This window comes from Pseudodonghicola xiamenensis DSM 18339 (assembly GCF_000429365.1).
Classification (GTDB): Bacteria; Pseudomonadota; Alphaproteobacteria; order Rhodobacterales; family Rhodobacteraceae; genus Pseudodonghicola; species Pseudodonghicola xiamenensis.
The window spans coordinates 120157-138213 of sequence record NZ_AUBS01000005.1; the positions used below are offsets into that span (position 1 = coordinate 120157).

The 18057-nt window shown below is 63.9% G+C and carries 18 protein-coding genes; 14 read left to right on the top strand and 4 right to left on the bottom strand.

What is annotated here, in order from left to right:
• Positions 1-34 precede the first annotated feature (34 nt).
• Positions 35-1582, top strand: a complete 1548-nt coding sequence (murJ, locus tag G455_RS0108095; RefSeq protein WP_028093237.1) for a murein biosynthesis integral membrane protein MurJ — start codon at positions 35-37, stop codon at positions 1580-1582.
• Positions 1583-1671: 89 nt separating this feature from the next.
• Positions 1672-1863: a YgaP family membrane protein gene (locus G455_RS0108100; protein ID WP_028093238.1), complete on the top strand. Its 192-nt coding sequence runs from the start codon at positions 1672-1674 to the stop codon at positions 1861-1863.
• An 81-nt stretch (positions 1864-1944) separates the two neighbouring features.
• On the opposite strand, the gene G455_RS0108105 is transcribed toward G455_RS0108100, so the two are convergent.
• Complete coding sequence (locus G455_RS0108105; RefSeq protein ID WP_028093239.1) at positions 1945-2631, bottom strand: rhomboid family intramembrane serine protease; 687 nt, start codon at positions 2629-2631, stop codon at positions 1945-1947.
• Between the two features lie 137 nt (positions 2632-2768).
• On the opposite strand from G455_RS0108105, the gene trpS reads away from it, so the two are divergent.
• The 12 genes from trpS to G455_RS0108170 all read left to right on the top strand — a co-directional run bounded on the left by trpS (position 2769) and on the right by G455_RS0108170 (position 13796).
• Complete coding sequence (gene trpS, locus G455_RS0108115; protein ID WP_028093240.1) at positions 2769-3800, top strand: tryptophan--tRNA ligase; 1032 nt, start codon at positions 2769-2771, stop codon at positions 3798-3800.
• Between the two features lie 127 nt (positions 3801-3927).
• Complete coding sequence (locus G455_RS0108120) at positions 3928-4791, top strand: branched-chain amino acid aminotransferase (protein ID WP_028093241.1); 864 nt, start codon at positions 3928-3930, stop codon at positions 4789-4791.
• A gap of 75 nt (positions 4792-4866) precedes the next feature.
• The gene (locus G455_RS0108125) at positions 4867-5322 is read left to right on the top strand and encodes a universal stress protein (RefSeq protein ID WP_028093242.1); all 456 of its coding nucleotides are present in this window, start codon (positions 4867-4869) and stop codon (positions 5320-5322) included.
• Positions 5323-5453: 131 nt separating this feature from the next.
• Entirely contained in the window at positions 5454-6017 is a 564-nt protein-coding gene (locus tag G455_RS0108130) for a NifU family protein (protein WP_028093243.1), read from the top strand.
• Between the two features lie 27 nt (positions 6018-6044).
• Positions 6045-6692, top strand: a complete 648-nt coding sequence (gene tsaB / locus G455_RS0108135; RefSeq protein ID WP_028093244.1) for a tRNA (adenosine(37)-N6)-threonylcarbamoyltransferase complex dimerization subunit type 1 TsaB — start codon at positions 6045-6047, stop codon at positions 6690-6692.
• Positions 6692-7120, top strand: a complete 429-nt coding sequence (locus G455_RS0108140) for a GNAT family N-acetyltransferase (protein ID WP_028093245.1) — start codon at positions 6692-6694, stop codon at positions 7118-7120. Before tsaB ends, G455_RS0108140 begins: the two co-directional genes overlap by 1 nt.
• 141 nt (positions 7121-7261) lie before the next feature.
• Positions 7262-8260, top strand: coding sequence for a BMP family lipoprotein (locus tag G455_RS0108145; protein WP_028093246.1), 999 nt, complete (start codon positions 7262-7264; stop codon positions 8258-8260).
• A gap of 85 nt (positions 8261-8345) precedes the next feature.
• A complete protein-coding gene (locus tag G455_RS0108150; RefSeq protein ID WP_028093247.1) occupies positions 8346-9875 on the top strand; it encodes an ABC transporter ATP-binding protein in 1530 nt (509 codons plus the stop codon).
• 103 nt (positions 9876-9978) lie between these two features.
• Positions 9979-11073: an ABC transporter permease gene (locus G455_RS0108155; protein WP_028093248.1), complete on the top strand. Its 1095-nt coding sequence runs from the start codon at positions 9979-9981 to the stop codon at positions 11071-11073.
• Positions 11073-12035 carry an ABC transporter permease gene (locus tag G455_RS0108160; protein ID WP_028093249.1) on the top strand — a complete coding sequence of 321 codons (963 nt, stop codon included), beginning with the start codon at positions 11073-11075 and terminating at the stop codon, positions 12033-12035. The genes G455_RS0108155 and G455_RS0108160 overlap by 1 nt, the downstream gene beginning before the upstream one ends.
• A 76-nt stretch (positions 12036-12111) precedes the next feature.
• Positions 12112-13035 (top strand): sulfite exporter TauE/SafE family protein, encoded by a 924-nt coding sequence (locus G455_RS0108165; RefSeq protein ID WP_028093250.1) that lies wholly within the window; start codon positions 12112-12114, stop codon positions 13033-13035.
• Positions 13035-13796, top strand: a complete 762-nt coding sequence (locus G455_RS0108170) for a TIGR02186 family protein (protein WP_028093251.1) — start codon at positions 13035-13037, stop codon at positions 13794-13796. The genes G455_RS0108165 and G455_RS0108170 overlap by 1 nt, the downstream gene beginning before the upstream one ends.
• Before the next feature lie 42 nt (positions 13797-13838).
• Here the strand turns inward: G455_RS0108170 and G455_RS0108175 are convergent, their stop codons facing one another.
• The 3 genes from G455_RS0108175 to ccrA all read right to left on the bottom strand — a co-directional run bounded on the left by G455_RS0108175 (position 13839) and on the right by ccrA (position 17795).
• Positions 13839-14573, bottom strand: coding sequence for an SDR family oxidoreductase (locus tag G455_RS0108175; RefSeq protein ID WP_028093252.1), 735 nt, complete (start codon positions 14571-14573; stop codon positions 13839-13841).
• Complete coding sequence (locus G455_RS0108180) at positions 14570-16108, bottom strand: ATP-dependent DNA helicase (protein WP_028093253.1); 1539 nt, start codon at positions 16106-16108, stop codon at positions 14570-14572. Before G455_RS0108180 ends, G455_RS0108175 begins: the two co-directional genes overlap by 4 nt.
• A gap of 397 nt (positions 16109-16505) precedes the next feature.
• Positions 16506-17795: a crotonyl-CoA carboxylase/reductase gene (ccrA, locus tag G455_RS0108190; protein WP_028093254.1), complete on the bottom strand. Its 1290-nt coding sequence runs from the start codon at positions 17793-17795 to the stop codon at positions 16506-16508.
• Positions 17796-18057 lie beyond the last annotated feature (262 nt).

An 18057-nucleotide genomic window follows, 5' to 3' on the forward strand; every position in this document is an offset into this window, starting at 1 on the left:
GGCGCCAAGATGCCGCGCCGAGGATGAGGGCTCCATGAAACCGATCCGCCTGATGGCCGGCTTTTTCACCGTCGGCATCTGGACCCTGGGCAGCCGCGTCCTGGGTTTTGTCCGCGATGCGATGATCCTGGCTCTGGTCGGGCCCGGTCCGCTCTACGAGGCCTATGTGGTCGCCTTCCGGCTGCCCAACATGTTCCGCCGCTTCTTCGCCGAGGGCGCCTTTAACATGGCCTTCGTGCCGATGTTCTCGAAGAAGTTCGAACGCGAGGAAGACCCGCGCGCCTTTGCCGAGGATGCGCTGAGCGGCCTGGCCTCGGTACTGATCGTGCTGACACTGATCGCCCAGGTGGCAATGCCCTGGCTGATCTTTGCCACCGCCTCCGGGTTCACTGGACAGGAGCAATTCGCGCTGTCGGTGGAATTCGGGCGGATCGCCTTTCCCTATGTGCTGTTCATCTCGCTGGCGGCGCTGTTTTCCGGCATCCTGAACGCCACCGGGCGCTTTGCCGCCGCCGCCGCCGCCCCGGTGGTACTGAATATCTTTCTGGTCGCAGGCATGGCGGTGGCGCATCTGGTCGGCGGCGACGTCGCCCGGGCGCTGATCTGGATGATCCCGGTTTCGGGCGCAGCGCAACTCGCCCTGGTCTGGATCGCCGCCGCCCGCGCCGGTTTTGCCCTGCGGTTCAAGCGACCGCGCTGGACGCCGGAGCTGGCCCGGCTGGTCAAGATCGCCATTCCCGCGGCGCTGGCCGGAGGGGTGGTGCAGGTGAACCTGCTGGTGGGCCAACAGGTGGCCAGCTATTTCCAGCACGCGGTAGGCTGGCTCTATGCCGCCGACCGGCTTTATCAACTGCCACTGGGCGTGGTGGGCATCGCCATCGGCGTGGTTCTCTTGCCGGATCTGTCGCGGCGCCTGTCGGCCGAGGATCACACCGGCGCCCGCCATGCGTTTTCCCGTGCGGGCGAGGTGTCTCTGGCCCTGACCATTCCCTCGGCGGTGGCGCTGGTGGCGATCCCGCTGCCGCTGGTGTCAGTGCTGTTCCAGCGCGGCGAAATGACGGCCGATGACAGCCGCGCCATCGCGCTGGCGGTGGCGATCTACGGGCTGGGCCTGCCCGCCTTCGTGCTGCAGAAAATCCTGCAACCACTGTTTTTCGCCCGCGAGGACACAACGACGCCGTTCCGCTATGCGATCGTGGCGATGGTGCTGAACGCGGCGGCGGCCATCGGGCTCGCCCCGGTCTTCGGCTGGATCGCCCCCGCGATCGCCACCACGGCGGCCGGCTGGGCGATGGTCATCCTGTTGGCAATCGGCGGTCGCCGCTTCGGCGATGTCGCCCGTTTCGACGACCGTTTCCGCGCCCGCATCTGGCGCATTTGTCTGGCGGCCGGGGTCATGGGGGCCGCGCTCTGGGCCGCGGCGCGGCTGCTGGCAGATGCCCTGCAGACCGGCGGCCTGCGCTATCTGGCGCTAGCTGGGCTGATCGGGTTGGGGATCGTGGTCTATTTCGGCACCGCACAGGTGATCGGTGGCGTCCGGCTGGCCGAATTTGCCGGGGCACTCAGGCGCCGGCGCGGCTGATGGCCGCGTCGGCACGGTATCCGAGACGCCGGCAAAAAACGGGTCTATCATTGCGCATGAAACGCTGAGTCTCATTGAAGGAGAACGTCATGCCGCGCAACGAAGGTACACTCGACCGTGCCATCCGCATCATTGTCGGTCTGATCCTGCTGGCACTGGTCTTCGTCGGCCCCAAGACCATGTGGGGGCTGATCGGACTGATCCCGCTGCTCACCGGGGTGCTGGGCTATTGCCCGCTGTATCAGATCTTCGGGCTGAACACCTGCCCGATGAAAAAGTGATCACCTGAACGCTTGGCGCCTCCAGCCCCGCCGGGGATCGGGGGGGGCGCCACCATCGGGCCGATCCCGGCTGAACCGGGATCAATCGTGCCGGATCTTGCTCCGGAACCGGGCCCAGCCGCCAGGGGCGACGAAGAAAGACAGCACGAAGCCGGTCAGAAAACCGCCCAGATCGGCTACCCAGTCGAAATTGCCTCCGAAGATCAGGCCGAACAGAAGCTGGATCCCCAACAGCGTCGCGATCAGCGAAAATGCCCGTGTCTGGTTGGCCCCCACCGCGCCCAGCCGGCGCCACAGGATATAGGTGAAGGCGCCGATCAGCCCGTAGACCGCCGGGAAACCGCCCACCAGCGGCAGCGGATCGGGCAGGATCAGCCCGTAGATCAACGCCCCGCCGGCAGCCGAGACCACATAGAGCGCCACCAGTGCCAGGCTGCCGAAGATTTCGGCCACCATCTTGCCCATGGCCAGCACGAAAACGCCGACGAACAGCGCCTGGGTGAAGGTCACATGCACGAAGGCATAAGAGACGAAGCGCAGCAGATGCTGCACCGGCCAATGACCGCTTTCGATCATCCAGTCGAGAATCTGCGCGGAAAAGGCATAGCGCTGGATCGCCTCCAGCCGCCAGCCGATCGCGGCGGGCCCACCGATCACCCCCTGCGAGCCGAGCCAGAAGGTCATTTCGATTCCCATGATCACCAGAAACAGCGCCACCACCACCGGCGGCAACGGATTGACTGCGGGATGTCTTTCGTTCGGCTGCATTGCGCGGCTCCCTGGCTTCTCTGTCCTGCCTGTCGATCATGCCGGCCCTGCACGCCGACACGCTGGCGGCTGTTGACGCCACCTGGGCGCATGGGTAAGCGACACAGGGTCTTTTTACCAGACGGGAGTTGTCTCACATGATCGAGACCAGTTTCACGCCCCGCGTGTTTTCCGGCATCCAGCCTTCGGGCAACCTGCACCTTGGTAATTACCTTGGCGCATTGAAGCGCTTTGCCGATTGGCAAGAGCGCGGCACGGAGACCATCTATTGCATGGTCGATCTGCATGCGATCACCGTCTGGCAAGACCCCGCAGATCTGCGCCGCGCGACGCGCGAGCTTTGCGCCGGCTTCATCGCCAGCGGCATCGACCCCGAGAAATCCATCCTGATCAACCAGTCCCAGGTGCCCGAGCATGCGCAGCTGGCCTGGGTGTTCAACTGTGTCGCCCGCATGGGCTGGATGGGCCGCATGACCCAGTGGAAGGACAAGACCGCCGGCAAGAACGCCGAAGCGGCTTCGCTGGGGCTGTTCGCCTATCCGTCGCTGATGGCGGCGGACATCCTGGTCTATCACGCCACCCATGTGCCGGTGGGCGAGGATCAGAAACAGCATCTTGAGCTGACCCGCGACATCGCCACCAAGTTCAACCATGATTATGGCGTCGATTTCTTCCCGCTGACCGAACCGGTGATCGAAGGCGCCGCCACAAGGGTGATGAGCCTGCGCGACGGATCCAAGAAGATGTCGAAATCCGATCCTTCGGATGCCAGCCGGATCAACCTGACCGACGATGCCGACACCATCGCCAAGAAGATCCGCAAGGCCAAGACCGACCCCGAGCCGCTACCCTCCGAGGCCAAGGGGCTCGAGGACCGGCCCGAGGCGCGCAATCTGGTCAATATCTTCGCGGCGCTGAACAATCAGACGGTCGATCAGGTGCTGGCCGATTTCGGTGGCCGCCCGTTCTCGGAATTCAAGCCGGCGCTGGCCGATCTGGCGGTGGCACAACTGTCTCCGGTCTCGACCGAGATGTCACGACTGATGGACAACCAGGACGAGATCGACCGCATCCTTACCCGTGGCGCCGAACGTGCCCGCGAGATCACCGCGCCGATCCTGAAGAAGACTTACGAGATCGTCGGCATGGTCGGCCCGGTCGAGCTCTGATCCAATCGGCGGCCTGCTCCGGCGGGCCGCCGTCCCCTCCTGCCGCGACATCTGCGGGACTGGACCTTGCCGCGCCTTCTGCCTAGGGTCGCGCCAACTGAATGGCCCGATCCGAGGAAGAACGCATATGGCGACCGGCACCAACATCCGCACCTATTTCAACGGCACCTGGCATGACGGCGACGTCCCGGTGATGCAGGCGGCCGATCATGGCGCCTGGCTCGGCTCGACCGTCTTCGACGGGGCGCGTCTGTTCAACGGCATGACCCCGGATCTCGACCTGCATTGCGCCCGCATCAACCGTTCGGCCAAGGCGCTGATGCTGACCCCGACGGTCGGCGATGCCGAGATGGTCGAGATCGTCGAGGAGGGGCTCAAGGCCTATGGACCCGATGCCGCTGTCTACATCCGTCCGATGTACTGGGGCATCGACGGCGATCCTTCTGCCATCATCCCCAGCCCCGACCAGACCGGCTTTGCCATCAGCCTGGAAGAAATCCCGATGCCGCCCGCAGATGCCGGCGCCACGCTGACCCGCACCCGGTTCCGCCGCCCTGTGCTGGAAAACGCGGTCTGCAACGCCAAGGCCGGTTGTCTGTACCCCAACAATGCCCGCATGCTGGCCGAAGCGCGATCGAAGGGGTTTTCCAACGCGCTGGTGTCTGACGCGATGGGCAATGTCGCCGAAAGCGCCACTGCCAACGTCTTCATGGTCAAGGATGGAGAGGTCTTCACCCCTATCGCCAATGGCACTTTCCTGTCGGGCATCACCCGGGCGCGCCATATCAAGAATCTGCGCGCCGACGGTTTCACCGTGCATGAGGCGGTGCTGAGCTTCGAGGATTTCCATGCCGCCGACGAAGTCTTCCTGTCGGGCAACCTGACCAAGGTGACCCCGGTGACCGGCTTTGACGACACGCAATACCAGATCGGCCCGGTCACCCGCCGCGCGCGCGAACTCTACTGGGACTGGGCGGCTTCGACACGCTGAGACCGTCGCACCAGGCAGCAGCTACTTGCCCGCCCCCGGGGCTTGCGGCATGATCCGCCGGAAGGAGAACCCCACATGCGCAAGTTTCTCGTCGTGCTCGACGACAGCCGCGAATGCCTGAACGCCATGCGGTTCGCCGCGATGCGGGCCGCCCATACCGGTGCCGGGGTCACCATCCTGTCGGTGATCCCGCCCGAGGAGTTCAATCACTGGATCGGCGTCGGCGCGGTCATGCGCGAAGAGGCGCGGGAACGCATTCATGCGCATTTCGAGGTCTTCGCCAAATGGATGCGCGACAAGCAGAACGTCGATCCCGAACTGGTGATCCGCGAGGGCCAGCCGGTTGACGAGATCATCGGACAGATCAAGCGCGACCCCAGCATCGGTGTTCTGGTGCTGGGCGCCGGCACCGGCCGCAAGGGACCCGGGCCGCTGGTTACGCAAATGTCGAAAAACGCGGGCAGCCTGCCGATCCCGATCACCATCGTGCCCGGCGATCTGAGCAAGGAAAAGCTGGAAGCGATCACCTGACGCCCCTCCCGCGAGAAGCGCCCTCGGGCGCGACGAGCGGCGCCAGGCCACACATTTAGAATCGTTCCAAAGCTTGACGCGATCAGGGCCGGAGCGCATATAGATTGCAACCGAGGAAAGGTGTGCAAAAAATGTTCATTCAGACCGAATCGACCCCGAACCCGGCGACGTTGAAATTCCTGCCTGGCCAGACCGTGCTCGCGGTCGGGACTGCCGATTTCCCCTCGGCCGAAGCTGCTGAGAAGTCGCCGCTGGCAACCCGCGTGTTTGCCGTGAAGGGCGTGACCGGCGTCTTCTTCGGCAATGATTTCGTCACCGTGACCAAGGATGACGCGGTGGAATGGGATCACGTGAAACCGGCGATCCTCGGCGCGATCATGGAACATTACCAATCCGGCGCCCCGGTGATGGAAGGCGAGGAAGCCGCAGCTTCCGGCCATGCCGAATTCAGCGGCGAAGATGAGGAGATCGTCGGCCAGATCAAGGAACTGCTCGACAGCCGGGTGCGCCCGGCGGTGGCCCAGGACGGCGGCGATATCACCTTCTACGGTTTCGATCGCGGCGTGGTCTATCTGCACATGCAAGGCGCCTGCGCCGGCTGCCCCTCGTCAACGCTGACCTTGAAGATGGGCATCGAAAACCTGTTGCGCCACTATATTCCCGAAGTGGTCGAAGTACGCCCGGTCTCGGTCTGATCCCGAGACCGGCCTGATCCCAACGTCATGAACACTCCCCCTTTGATCCTCGGTTTCGACACCTCGGCCGCGCATTGCGCGGCCGCGCTCGTCTCGGGCGAGGATCTGGTTGCCTCCCGCACCGAGGAGATGGGGCGCGGTCAGGCCGAACGGTTGCTGCCGCTGCTGGAGGAGCTCCTAGCCGAGTCCGGCCACGGCTGGCACGATCTGGCAGCGCTGGCGGTAGGAGAAGGCCCCGGCAACTTCACCGGCATCCGCATCGCAGTGGCCGCCGCGCGCGGGCTGGCCCTGGGGCTGAAGGTTCCGGCGATCGGGGTTTCGACCTTCGAGGCGCTGGTCTGCGGGTTGACCGAACCGGCGATCGCCTCTGTGGCGGCGCCGCGTGGGGCTGTCTATCTGCAGCCCCCCGGCGCGACACCGCTAGGCCCACTTTCACCCGGAGAGCTGCCCGCCGATCTGCTTGGCAGCGGCCTTGCCGTCGCCGGTGCCGAGGCCGAGGCGCTGGCGACGCTGACCGGCGGTCGCGCCCTGCCGCCCCATTGGCCCCTGGCCGAGGCCATCGCCCGCGTCGCAGCCACGCGTCTGGACAGCGACGCCCCGCTGCCCCGCCCGCTCTATCTGCGCCCCGCCGACGCGGCACCGGCGCGCGACGCACCGCCGGCGCTGCTGGACTGATGACGCCCGAGGACATGGCAGCCACCCATGCCGCCGCCTTCACCCAGTCCCGCCCCTGGCGCGCCGAGGAATTCGCCGACCTCCTGTCCATGAGCGGAACCTTCGCCTGTGGCGATGCCCGCTGTTTCGCCCTGATCCGGGTGATTGCCGACGAGGCGGAGCTTTTGACCATCGCCACCCACCCGGATTACCAACGCCAGGGCCGTGCCCGCACCCTTATGGCGCAGTGGCAGGCCAAGGCAGCGGCGCGCGGCGCCGCCCGCGCATTTCTGGAGGTCGCGGCTGACAACCCGGCGGCCCTGTCGCTTTATGAAAGCTGCGGCTACGATCCTGTCGGGCTCAGACGCGGTTATTATCCGCGCCCAGATCTGGCGCCAAGTGATGCCATTTTGATGGCCCGAAGCTTGCGCTCCCAGGCAGACGCCTAATCCTCTACCAGCCGGTCAAAAACCTGTTGACCCCCTGCCGGGGCTCCGGCCTTAATCGTTCTTGGCCGGCCAGGATGCCGGACCGGGCCTGCGGCTGTGCCCCATCGCCCCACGAAAGAAAACGAACCGGGAGCCTTTCTTATGACTTTCCTCAAATCCTTTCTGAGCACCGCCGCCACCTCCGCCCTGATGGCCGGCGCCGCCATTGCAGAGCCGGCGCTGATCTACGATCTCGGCGGCAAATTCGACAAATCCTTCAACGAGGCCGCCTTCAATGGCGCCGAACGCTGGGCCAAGGAAACCGGCGGCCAATTCCGCGAAATCGAACTGAAATCCGAGGCCCAGCGCGAACAGGCACTGCGCCGTTTCGCCGAGGCCGGAGCCAATCCGATCATCACCATGGGCTTTGCCATGGCCGATCCCCTGACCTCGGTGGCCCCCGATTACCCCAACACGAAATTCGTCGTCGTCGATGTCACCTGGATCGAAGGCGACAATATCCGCCAGATCGGATTTGCAGAACACGAAGGGTCCTATCTGGTCGGACTGCTGGCCGAAATGGCATCGAAATCCGGCACCGTCGGCTTTATCGGCGGCATGGACGTCCCCCTGATCCGGCAGTTCGGCTGCGGCTATGCCCAGGGGGCCAAGGCCGCCAATCCGGATGCAAAGATCATCGCCAATATGACCGGCACCACCGCCTCCGCCTGGAACGATCCGGTGAAGGGGTCGGAACTGGCCAAGGCACAGATCAGCCAGGGCGCAGATGTAATCTATGCCGCTGCCGGTGGCACCGGCGTCGGGGTGCTGCAAACCGCAGCCGATGAAAATATCCTGTCGATCGGCGTCGACAGCAACCAGAACTACCTGCACCCGGGCCAGGTCCTGACCTCGATGCTCAAACGCGTGGATGTGGCGGTCTATGATGCCATGAAAGCCGGTGACACTGTGGAAACCGGCGTTTTCATCCTGGGGCTTGCCGAAGATGGCGTCGGATATGCGCTGGACGAATACAACGCCGATCTGATCACCCCCGAAATGAAGGCGGCGGTGGACGAGGCGCGCGCGAAGATCATCAGCGGAGAGATCAAGGTCGCCAGCTATTACGACAACGACAACTGCCCGGTTCTCGACTTCTGATCTGACGCCACCAGACACGACCTGAGGGCCGTGCCGCCTCTTGGTGCGCATGGCCCCAGTTGACAGCGGGGGTCGCATGACCGGCATATCTCCTCCAGCCATAGAACTGCGCGGGATTTCCAAGGCCTTCGGCCCGGTACAGGCCAACAAGGATATCTCGATCCAGGTGAGACCGGGGACGATCCACGGCATCATCGGCGAGAACGGCGCCGGGAAATCGACGCTGATGAGCATCCTCTACGGCTTTTACAAAGCCGATAAGGGCGACATCTTCATCAACGGTCGCAAGACCGAGATTCACGACAGCCAGGCGGCCATCGCCGCTGGCATCGGCATGGTGTTCCAGCACTTCAAACTGGTGGAAAATTTCACTGTCCTGGAAAACGTCGTGCTGGGGGCCGAGGACGGGCGCCTGTTGCGCCCCTCTCTGGCCAAGGCACGCAGGATCCTGGCCGATCTGGCCCGGGAATACGAGCTGAACGTCGATCCCGACGCCCGCATCGACCAGATCGGCGTCGGCATGCAGCAGCGGGTCGAAATCCTCAAGGCGCTCTATCGCCGGGCCGATATCCTGATCCTGGACGAGCCCACCGGCGTTCTGACACCGGCCGAGGCCGACCACCTGTTTCGCATTCTCGATAACCTGCGGGCGGAAGGAAAGACGATCATCCTGATCACCCACAAACTGCGCGAGATCATGGAGACCACCGATACCGTCAGCGTGATGCGCCGCGGCGAGATGACGGCGACAGTGAAAACCTCGGAGACCTCCCCCGACGAACTGGCCGAGCTGATGGTGGGCCGCAAGGTCTTGCTGCAGATTGACAAGGCCCCTGCCCACCCTGGCCGGACAGTGCTGGAGGTACGGGGCCTGCACGTGCGCGATCACCAGGGGGTGGAGCGGGTCAAGGGCATCGACCTGACGGTGCGGGCCGGTGAAATCCTCGGCATCGCCGGGGTGGCCGGCAACGGGCAATCGGAGCTGCTGGAGGTTCTGGGTGGCATGCGCTCCGGGGCCGGCACCGTGCTGCTGAACGGCACGGCGCTGGCGCTGGACGGTCGCGGCGCAGACGGCCAGGCGCGGCGTGCGGCCGGCATCGCCCATGTGCCCGAGGATCGCCAACGCGAAGGGCTGATCATGGAGTTCCACGCCTGGGAAAACGTCGCCTTCGGCTATCACCACGATCCGGCCTATCAGCGTGGGCTGCTGATGGACAACGCCGCACTGATCCGCGACACCGAGGCGAAGATGAAGAAATTCGATGTCCGCCCTCCGGCTCCGGCGCTGGCGGCCAGGAACTTCTCGGGCGGCAACCAGCAGAAGATCGTGGTCGCGCGCGAGATCGAGCGCAATCCCGACCTGCTGCTGGTGGGGCAGCCGACCCGCGGCGTCGATATCGGTGCGATCGAATTCATTCACAAGCAGATCGTGGCGCTGCGCGATCAGGGCGCCGCGATCCTGCTGGTCAGTGTCGAGCTGGATGAAATCCTGTCGCTTTCGGACCGTATCGCGGTGATGTTCGACGGCCGCATCATGGGCGAACGCCTGCCCGACCAGACCGACGAACAGGAACTGGGCCTGCTGATGGCCGGCGTGTCGGGGGAGGCGGCGTGATGCTGATTGGACCACTCATTGACCAGGCCGCCGGTCGGTGTACGCCTGTCCGCGGGCGGGCGCTCCTTAAGCGTTGCACTCACACAGTTACCGAGGCCTCGTGATGGACAAGATGCCCAAATGGGCCGATGTGGTACTGATCCCGCTGATCAGCCTGATCCTGGCCACGGCGATTTCGGCGCTGGTGATCCTCGGCATCGGCGAAGATCCGGTGGCAGCGGTCAAGATCATGGTCTCCGGCGCGCTGGGGTCGACCCTTGGTTGGGGCTATACGCTCTATTACGCCACCAACTTCATGTTCACCGGGTTGGCGGTGGCGGTGGCCTTCCATGCGCGACTGTTCAACATCGGTGGCGAAGGTCAGGCGATGCTGGGCGGTTTGGGCGTGGCAGTCGCCTGTCTCTATATCCCCTGGCCGCATTGGAGCCTGGCACTGATCGGCGCCGGCACGCTGGCGGCCCTTTTCGGCGCCGCCTGGGCCGCCATCCCGGCCTGGCTGCAGGCCAGGCGCGGCAGCCATATCGTGATCACCACCATCATGTTCAATTTCATCGCGGCGTCGGTGCTGAACTATCTTGTGGTCGATATCATGCGCCCCAAGGGGGCAAGGGATACCGCGACCGCGCGGTTTCCCGACAGCGTCCATCTGCCCACCCTGCACGAGCTTCTGGCGCCGATCGGCGTCCCCTTTTCCAAGGCAGGACCGGCCAATGTCAGCCTGCTGGTGGCGGTGGCCGCCTGCTTGCTGATCTGGCTGCTGATCTGGCGCAGCCGGCTGGGATACGAAATCCGTGCCTATGGCCATTCCGAAACCGGTGCGCTCTATGCCGGCATCTCTCCCGTCCGGATCACCATGATCACCATGCTGATCTCGGGCGGGTTGGCGGGCATGATGGCAATCAACAACGTGATGGGCGAGGCGGAACGACTGGTACTGAACGCGACAGAAGAGGCCGGTTTCATCGGCATCGCGGTGGCCCTGATGGGGCGCAGCCATCCCCTTGGCGTCTTCCTTGCCGCCATCCTCTTCGGCTTTCTCTATCAGGGCGGGGCCGAGCTCGCCCTCATGACCCAGATCCCGAGCGAGCTGATCGTGGTGATCCAGGCGCTGGTGATCCTGTTTACCGGTGCACTCGACAACATGGTGCGGATGCCGATTGAAAAGCTGTTCGTGACCCTCGGGAGAATGCGCGCATGATGGATTTCATTGCAATCCCGGTGCTCGACAGCGCCATCCGCCTGTCTACGCCGCTGCTGCTAGCCTGTCTGGCCGGGCTCTTTTCCGAACGCGCCGGCGTCTATGACATCGGGCTCGAGGGCAAGATGCTGATGGCGGCCTTCTTCTCGGCGGCGGTGGCCGCGGTCACCGGATCGGCCTGGCTGGGCTTGCTGGCCGGGATCGCCGCCTCGATGGTACTCGCCGCGATCCACGGAGTGGCGGCGATCACCTTCCGGGGTAACCAGCTTATTTCCGGGGTGGCGATCAATTTCCTCGCCGCCGGGCTGAGCCTGTTGATCGCTCAGCATTGGTTCCAACAGGGCGGTCGCACCCCGTCACTGATCGGCGGCGGCCGCTTCGCTCCGATCGACCTGCCACTGGCCCAGACCCTTGCCCCGGTGCCGGTGATCGGGCCGATCTATTCCGACCTGCTGTCCGGCCATTCGGCGCTGGCCTATCTGGCCTTTCTTGCCGTCCCGGCAAGCTGGTGGGTCCTCTACCGCACCCGCTTCGGTCTGCGCCTGCGCGCGGTGGGAGAGAACCCGGCCGCCGTCGATACGGCTGGCGTTTCGGTTGTCGGGCTGCGCTTCGCGGCAGTGATGATCTGCGGGATTCTCTGCGGTGTGGCCGGGGCCTATCTGGCCACTGCACTGCAGGCCGGATTTGTCAAAGACATGACCGCCGGCCGCGGCTATATCGCGCTGGCCGCGCTGATCTTCGCCAAATGGCGCCCCTGGCAGGCGATGTGGGCCTGCCTGTTGTTCGGCTACCTGCAGGCTGTCGCATTGTGGTATCAGAAGATAGATATCTGGGGGCTGGTGATCCCGGTGCAGGCGATAGACGCCCTGCCCTACGTCCTGACCGTGGTGATCCTTGCCGGTTTCGTCGGCAAGGCAATCCCACCCCGCGCCGGCGGCGAACCCTATGTGAAAGAGCGCTGATCCACCGCGCGCAACCGCCCCGAACCAATCGGGAATTGTGAATTGACGCATTCTCCAACGGAGCCTAACTAGCCCTATGCAAACCTACCTGCCGGTCGCCGAAGTCTCAGTCAACGCCCTGCTTCTTCTTGGGTTGGGTGGGCTTGTCGGGATCCTTTCGGGCATGTTCGGCGTCGGCGGCGGCTTTCTGATCACACCGCTTTTGTTCTTCATCGGCGTCCCCCCCTCGGTCGCCGTGGCCACAGGCGCCAATCAGATCGTCGCTTCATCCTTCTCGGCGGTTCTGGCGCATTTCCGGAAACGAACGGTCGATCTCAGTATGGGCACCGTGCTGCTGGTCGGGGGGCTGAGCGGTTCGGCGCTGGGGGTCTGGATCTTCAACTACCTGAAAAGCCTGGGCCAGGTCGATCTTCTGGTCAGCCTGTGCTATGTCGTCTTTCTGGGTATCATCGGCGGGCTGATGTTCATCGAAAGCCTGAATGCGCTGCGCAAAGCGCATCGGCAAGGGCCGTCGAAACCGGCGCGGCGACGGCCCCGCACGTTGATCCATGCCTTGCCCTTCAAGATGCGGTTTCGCGCCTCGGGCCAATATATGTCCGTCATCCCGCCGCTGCTGGTCGGCTTCGCCGTGGGGATCCTATCGGCGATCATGGGGGTCGGCGGCGGGTTCATCATGGTCCCGGCGATGATCTATCTGCTGGGCATGCCGACCAAGGTGGTGGTCGGAACCTCTCTGTTCCAGATCATCTTTGTCACCGCCTTCACCACCATGCTGCACGCGGTCACCAACCAGACCGTCGATATCGTGCTGGCGGTCTATCTGATCCTGGGCGGGGTGATCGGGGCGCAGATCGGCGCCCAGATCGGGTTGAAGCTGAAGGCCGAACAACTGCGCGTCCTGCTGGCCGCGATGGTATTGGCCGTCTGCGCCAAACTGGCACTGGATCTGCTGATCGAACCGGGAGAACTTTACAACCTCTCCAAGGTCGGAGCGATGTGATGCGGCTGCTGCTGGCCCTGTTCCTGCTTTGCCTGAGCGCACTGCCCGGTCGCACCGAAGAGGTAGTACTAGGCCTGTCGACCGACAAGGTCGCCATCACCACCAGTTTCAACGGATCGGAAATCCTGATCTTCGGCGCGATCAAACGCGAAACCCCGATCAAGGATGAACCGCTTGAAATCGTGATCACCGTCGCCGGCCCGTCGGATCCGGTGCTGGTCCGACGCAAGGCGCATCGTTACGGCATGTGGATCAACACCGATGCGGTGATGGTCGATGCAGCCCCCAGCTTTTATGCGGTCGCGACCACCGGACCGCTGCGGCAAGTGCTATCGCAGACCGAGGATCTGCGCCACAAGATAAGCATCGAACGCGCCATTCGCTCGGTCGGAGCGCCCGACAATATCCGCGATTCAGCCCGGTTCACCGATGCACTGATCCGCATCCGAGACGATCACGGCCTCTATCAGGAACTGGAGGGAACGGTTGCCTTCGACCAGCAGACGCTGTTCCGGACCGCCATCGACATGCCCGCCGACCTGACCGAGGGCGACTATTCCACCCGCATCTTCCTGACCCGTGGCGGCGCCGTAGTGTCGCAATATGAAACCGTGATCAATGTCCGCAAGGTCGGGCTGGAACGTTGGCTCTATGTGCTATCGCGCCAGCACGCGGTGCTCTATGGCCTACTGTCGCTGACGATCGCCATCGTCGCGGGCTGGGGTGCCTCGGCGGGTTTCTCGCTGCTGCGCAACCGCTGAGCCACGCGAAAAGCCCCGACCGGGGCGATGAACGGCCAGGCCTCAGCCGCGGCCGATATAGGGCATCTTGGTCGCCATCACTGTCATGAACTGAACGTTCGCCTGCAGGGGCAACTCCGCCATGTGCAGGACCGACCGCGCCGCATCCTCGACCGCCATGGTCTCAAGCTCGGGCTGACCCGGATCGACGGCCTTCAGCTTCTCGGCCATATCCTCGACCAGCGGCGTGCGGGCATTGCCGATGTCGATCTGGCCGCAGGCGATATCGAAGGGCCGCCCATCCAGCGACAGGCATTTGGTCAAGCCCGTGATCGCGTGCTTGGTCGCCGCATAGGGCATCGACCCCGGCCGTGGCACATGGGCGGCAATCGAGCCGTTGTTGATGATCCGCCCGCCCTGCGGGCTCTGGCGTCGCATTGCGGCGAAGGCGGCCCGCGCCGCCAGGAACATGCCATTCAGATTGACGTTGACCGAACGATACCAATCGTCGAGCGGCATTTCGTCAATCGTGGCCGGCGGGGTGAAGATGCCGGCGTTGTTGAACAGCACATCCAGCCGACCGACCTGGGTGATGAAATCGGCAAAGGCCCGCTCCACCGCCGACGGATCGGTCACGTCGGCGACCAGCGGCACCGCATTGGGCTGCCCTTCCGCCATCTTCTGCAACAGATCGGCGCGGCGCGCCAGCAGGCCCACCTGCCAGCCCTCGGCCAGGAACAGTTCCGCGGTGGCGCGGCCGATGCCCGAACTCGCGCCGGTGATCAGAATGGTTTTCACAGCAGGCTCTCCTCCGCCTCCAGAGTCAGGGTCGCGGCAGGGGCCGCACGCAAATCGTCAACTGTCAGCGGATGCGTGGGTTTCGACAGCCGATTGCGCACCACCCAGATCAACCGCTCCTGTGCCCGGGTGATGGCAACATAGGCCAGCCGCTTCCACAAGGGCTGGCCGGCCTCGACCCGGCCCATGCGGGCAGCAGCGTAAAGATCAGGGGCAAAGACCTGCACCGTATCCCACTGGCTGCCCTGCGCCTTGTGGATGGTCACCGCTGCCCCATGCAGAAAGGCCGCGCCCATGCGGGCGGCAAAGGGAATGAAGGGCTCTTCCTCGTCCGGTTTCTCGATCTTGATGATCGAGGCGGCCGAGACCTGGGGATCCTCGGCGCCGATCACATGCAGGCGCGAAAACCCCGGCTTGCGCCCCGGCCCCAGATAGATCACCTGCGCCCCCTTGATCAGCCCGCGCGCCTCGAGGTCCAGACGCTTCTTGCGGTGCTTCATCGGCAGTTCGATCCCATCGCAGATCAGCGGCTCCCCTTCCAGCAGATCATCCTCGGGCGCGCCATAGACATGGCGAAAGGCGGTGATCAGCCGGATCCGGGTGGCATTGCGCCAGACCAGCACCGGGCTGCGCGCCATCAGATCGACCTCGACCCGCTGCCCCCAGACCACACGCTCGTCGCGGCGCGCGGTCTCTTCGATCATGCGTTCGAATTCCTCGAAGCCAAGCTGCGGATCGGCCAGGGCATGAGCCAGGTCGAGGATCGGGTTATCCGCTTCCTGCCGGTGAATGCGGTGGAGGATCAGCTTGCGATCCTCCGGCAGGCCATCGAAGACCATCGCCCCCGATTGGTTCACCGGCGCCAACTGCGCGGGATCGCCGAACAACAGCAGATTCGGGAAAATCTCCTTCAGGTCCTGAAACTGCCGATCGTCGAGCATCGAGGCCTCATCCACGAAACCGATATCGAGCGGGTCCTCGCGCCGTTTCCAGCCGGTAATGAAATCCGATCCACGCAATCCCGCCGCAGCCAGCGCACCCGGAATCGATTTGTTGGTCTGATAGAAGGCAAAGGCCCGGTCCAACGCCTGATCGGTCAACCCTTCGATCTCGGGGCGTTCGTCGTTCCCGGCCAGCCATTCGGCGATACGCTCGTATTCGGGATCGTAGACCGGGGTATAGAGGATCCGGTGGATCGTCGTCGCAGGCACTCCGCGAAACCGCAGCACGCTCGCCGCCTTGTTGGTCGGCGCCAGAATTGCCAGCGTGCGGCGCTCCTCCCGTCGCTTGCGACTTTCGAAATCGCCCGAAACGATATCCACGCCAGACTGCTGCAGGGTCTTGTAAAGCTCTGACAACAAAAGGGTCTTTCCCGATCCCGCCTTGCCGATCACGGCCATCACACCGCTGCCGGCCTCACGCGGGGGAACCAGCAGCCCATCTTCCATATTCACGCCGGATTGGCGCAGCATCTCGGCCACGTGATCGAAGGCCGCGGCCTGATCTTCGGAAAATGTGATGGGCGGTTTGGTCATGGCGCGACCCTACCCTGCCCCATGTCCCGGCGCCAGAGACAAGCACCCCGGACCAGGCCGGCAGATCACGCGTGGTTTCGCGAATTTACAGGCTCCGACGTGGCGGCGGACCGCGGGCTCTCCGATTGCGCCAGCTCCTCTATCGCGATCTCGCTTGCACGTTCGAGCTGCGCGGCAAGCCCCCTCATCCCGTTGGTCTTTGCACAGGATCGCAGGTCCTCCAGCACTGCAAGAATCCAATCAGGGCCAGCCATAATTCACCTTAAGGAAGAAGGAATATCAGGCTAGCACAACTTAAAGTAATAATAAATCAAAAGATCATTCCGGGCATGACGAATAAGCCGCGGGGTCAGAGCGCCCCCGCGGCTTTCATTGCTTCTGACCATGCTGGTTCAGCTCAGGCGCGGCCGGCCTCCAGCACCTCTTCAAAGGTGCGCAAACCGGTTTTCGGCGACTGCACCAGCACCGACATATTGCCGGGCTTATGTTCGTTCCGCAGCATCTTCATATGCGCCTGGGGCAGTTCCGCCCAGGTGAAGACTTCGGACATGCAGGGGTCGATCCGGCGTTCGATCATCAACCGGTTGGCCGCCGCCGCCTGCTTCAGATGCGCGAAGTGCGAGCCCTGCAGACGCTTCTGGTGCATCCACATGTAGCGCACGTCAAAAGTGCAGTTGAAGCCGGAGGTGCCGGCACAGATCACCACCATGCCACCCTTCTTGCAGACGAGCGAACTGACCGGGAAGGTCGCCTCGCCGGGGTGTTCGAAGACGATGTCTGGGCTGACGCCCTTGCCGGTGATCTCCCAGATCGCCTTGCCGAACCGGCGCGCCTCTTTCAGCCAGTCATTATATTCCGGCGTGTTGACGGTGGGCAGACGGCCCCAGCAGCTGAAGTCCTTGCGGTTGATCACGCCCTTGGCGCCCAGCCCCATGACGAATTCGCGCTTGTCCTCATCCGAGATCACGCCGATAGCGTTGGCACCGGCGGTGTTGATCAGCTGGATCGCGAAGGACCCCAGACCGCCCGAAGCCCCCCAGACCAGAACGTTCTGACCCGGCTTCAGCTCGTGCGGATGGTGGCCGAACAGCATGCGATAGGCGGTGGCGAGCGTCAGCGTGTAACAGGCGCTTTCTTCCCAGGTCAGGTGCCGCGGGCGCGGCATCAACTGCTGTGCCTGCACCCGGGTGAACTGCGCAAAGGACCCATCAGGCGTCTCGTATCCCCAGATCCGCTGGGAGGAGGAGAACATCGGGTCGCCGCCGTTGCATTCCTCGTCGTCGCCATCGTCCTGGTTGCAGTGAATGACGACTTCGTCACCGACCTTCCAGCGCTTGACCGCCGAGCCGACGGCCCAGACGATGCCCGCCGCATCGGAACCGGCGATATGATAAGATTGCTTGTGCCCATCGAAGGGGCTGATCGGCTTGCCCAGAGCGGCCCAGACGCCATTGTAGTTGACCCCGGCAGCCATCACCAGAACCAGCACCTCGTGACTGTCGAGCTTCGGCGTATCCACCACCTCGAGCTGCATCGCGGTATCGGGTTCACCATGCCGTTCCTTGCGAATGGCCCAGGCGTACATCTGCTTCGGCACATAGCCGAGCGGGGGCATTTCGCCCATCTCGTACAGGTCTTTTTCGGGCGCCTCATACGGCGCGATTCCACCGTTGGTGTCCAGAGCCATGCCGGCCTCCTCAGTTAGCCTTTCCGCCGCGATGCAGAATCGCGGCCCTGCAGGTGGGATAAACATGGCCGCGCAACATTGCAATACATCAAGTTGTAATTTTGAAACTTTATGACCTTGCGGATGCAGCATATCTCCAAGCGCCAGCGCTGCGCCCGCGAAGTGCACAGTTTCTCTCCAGGTTTTGCACGCTCAGCGTCTTCATCTCGTCCCCTCCCCCCTACAGCGTCTCATACCGGGCCCTGCCGACAAAGGATTCCCT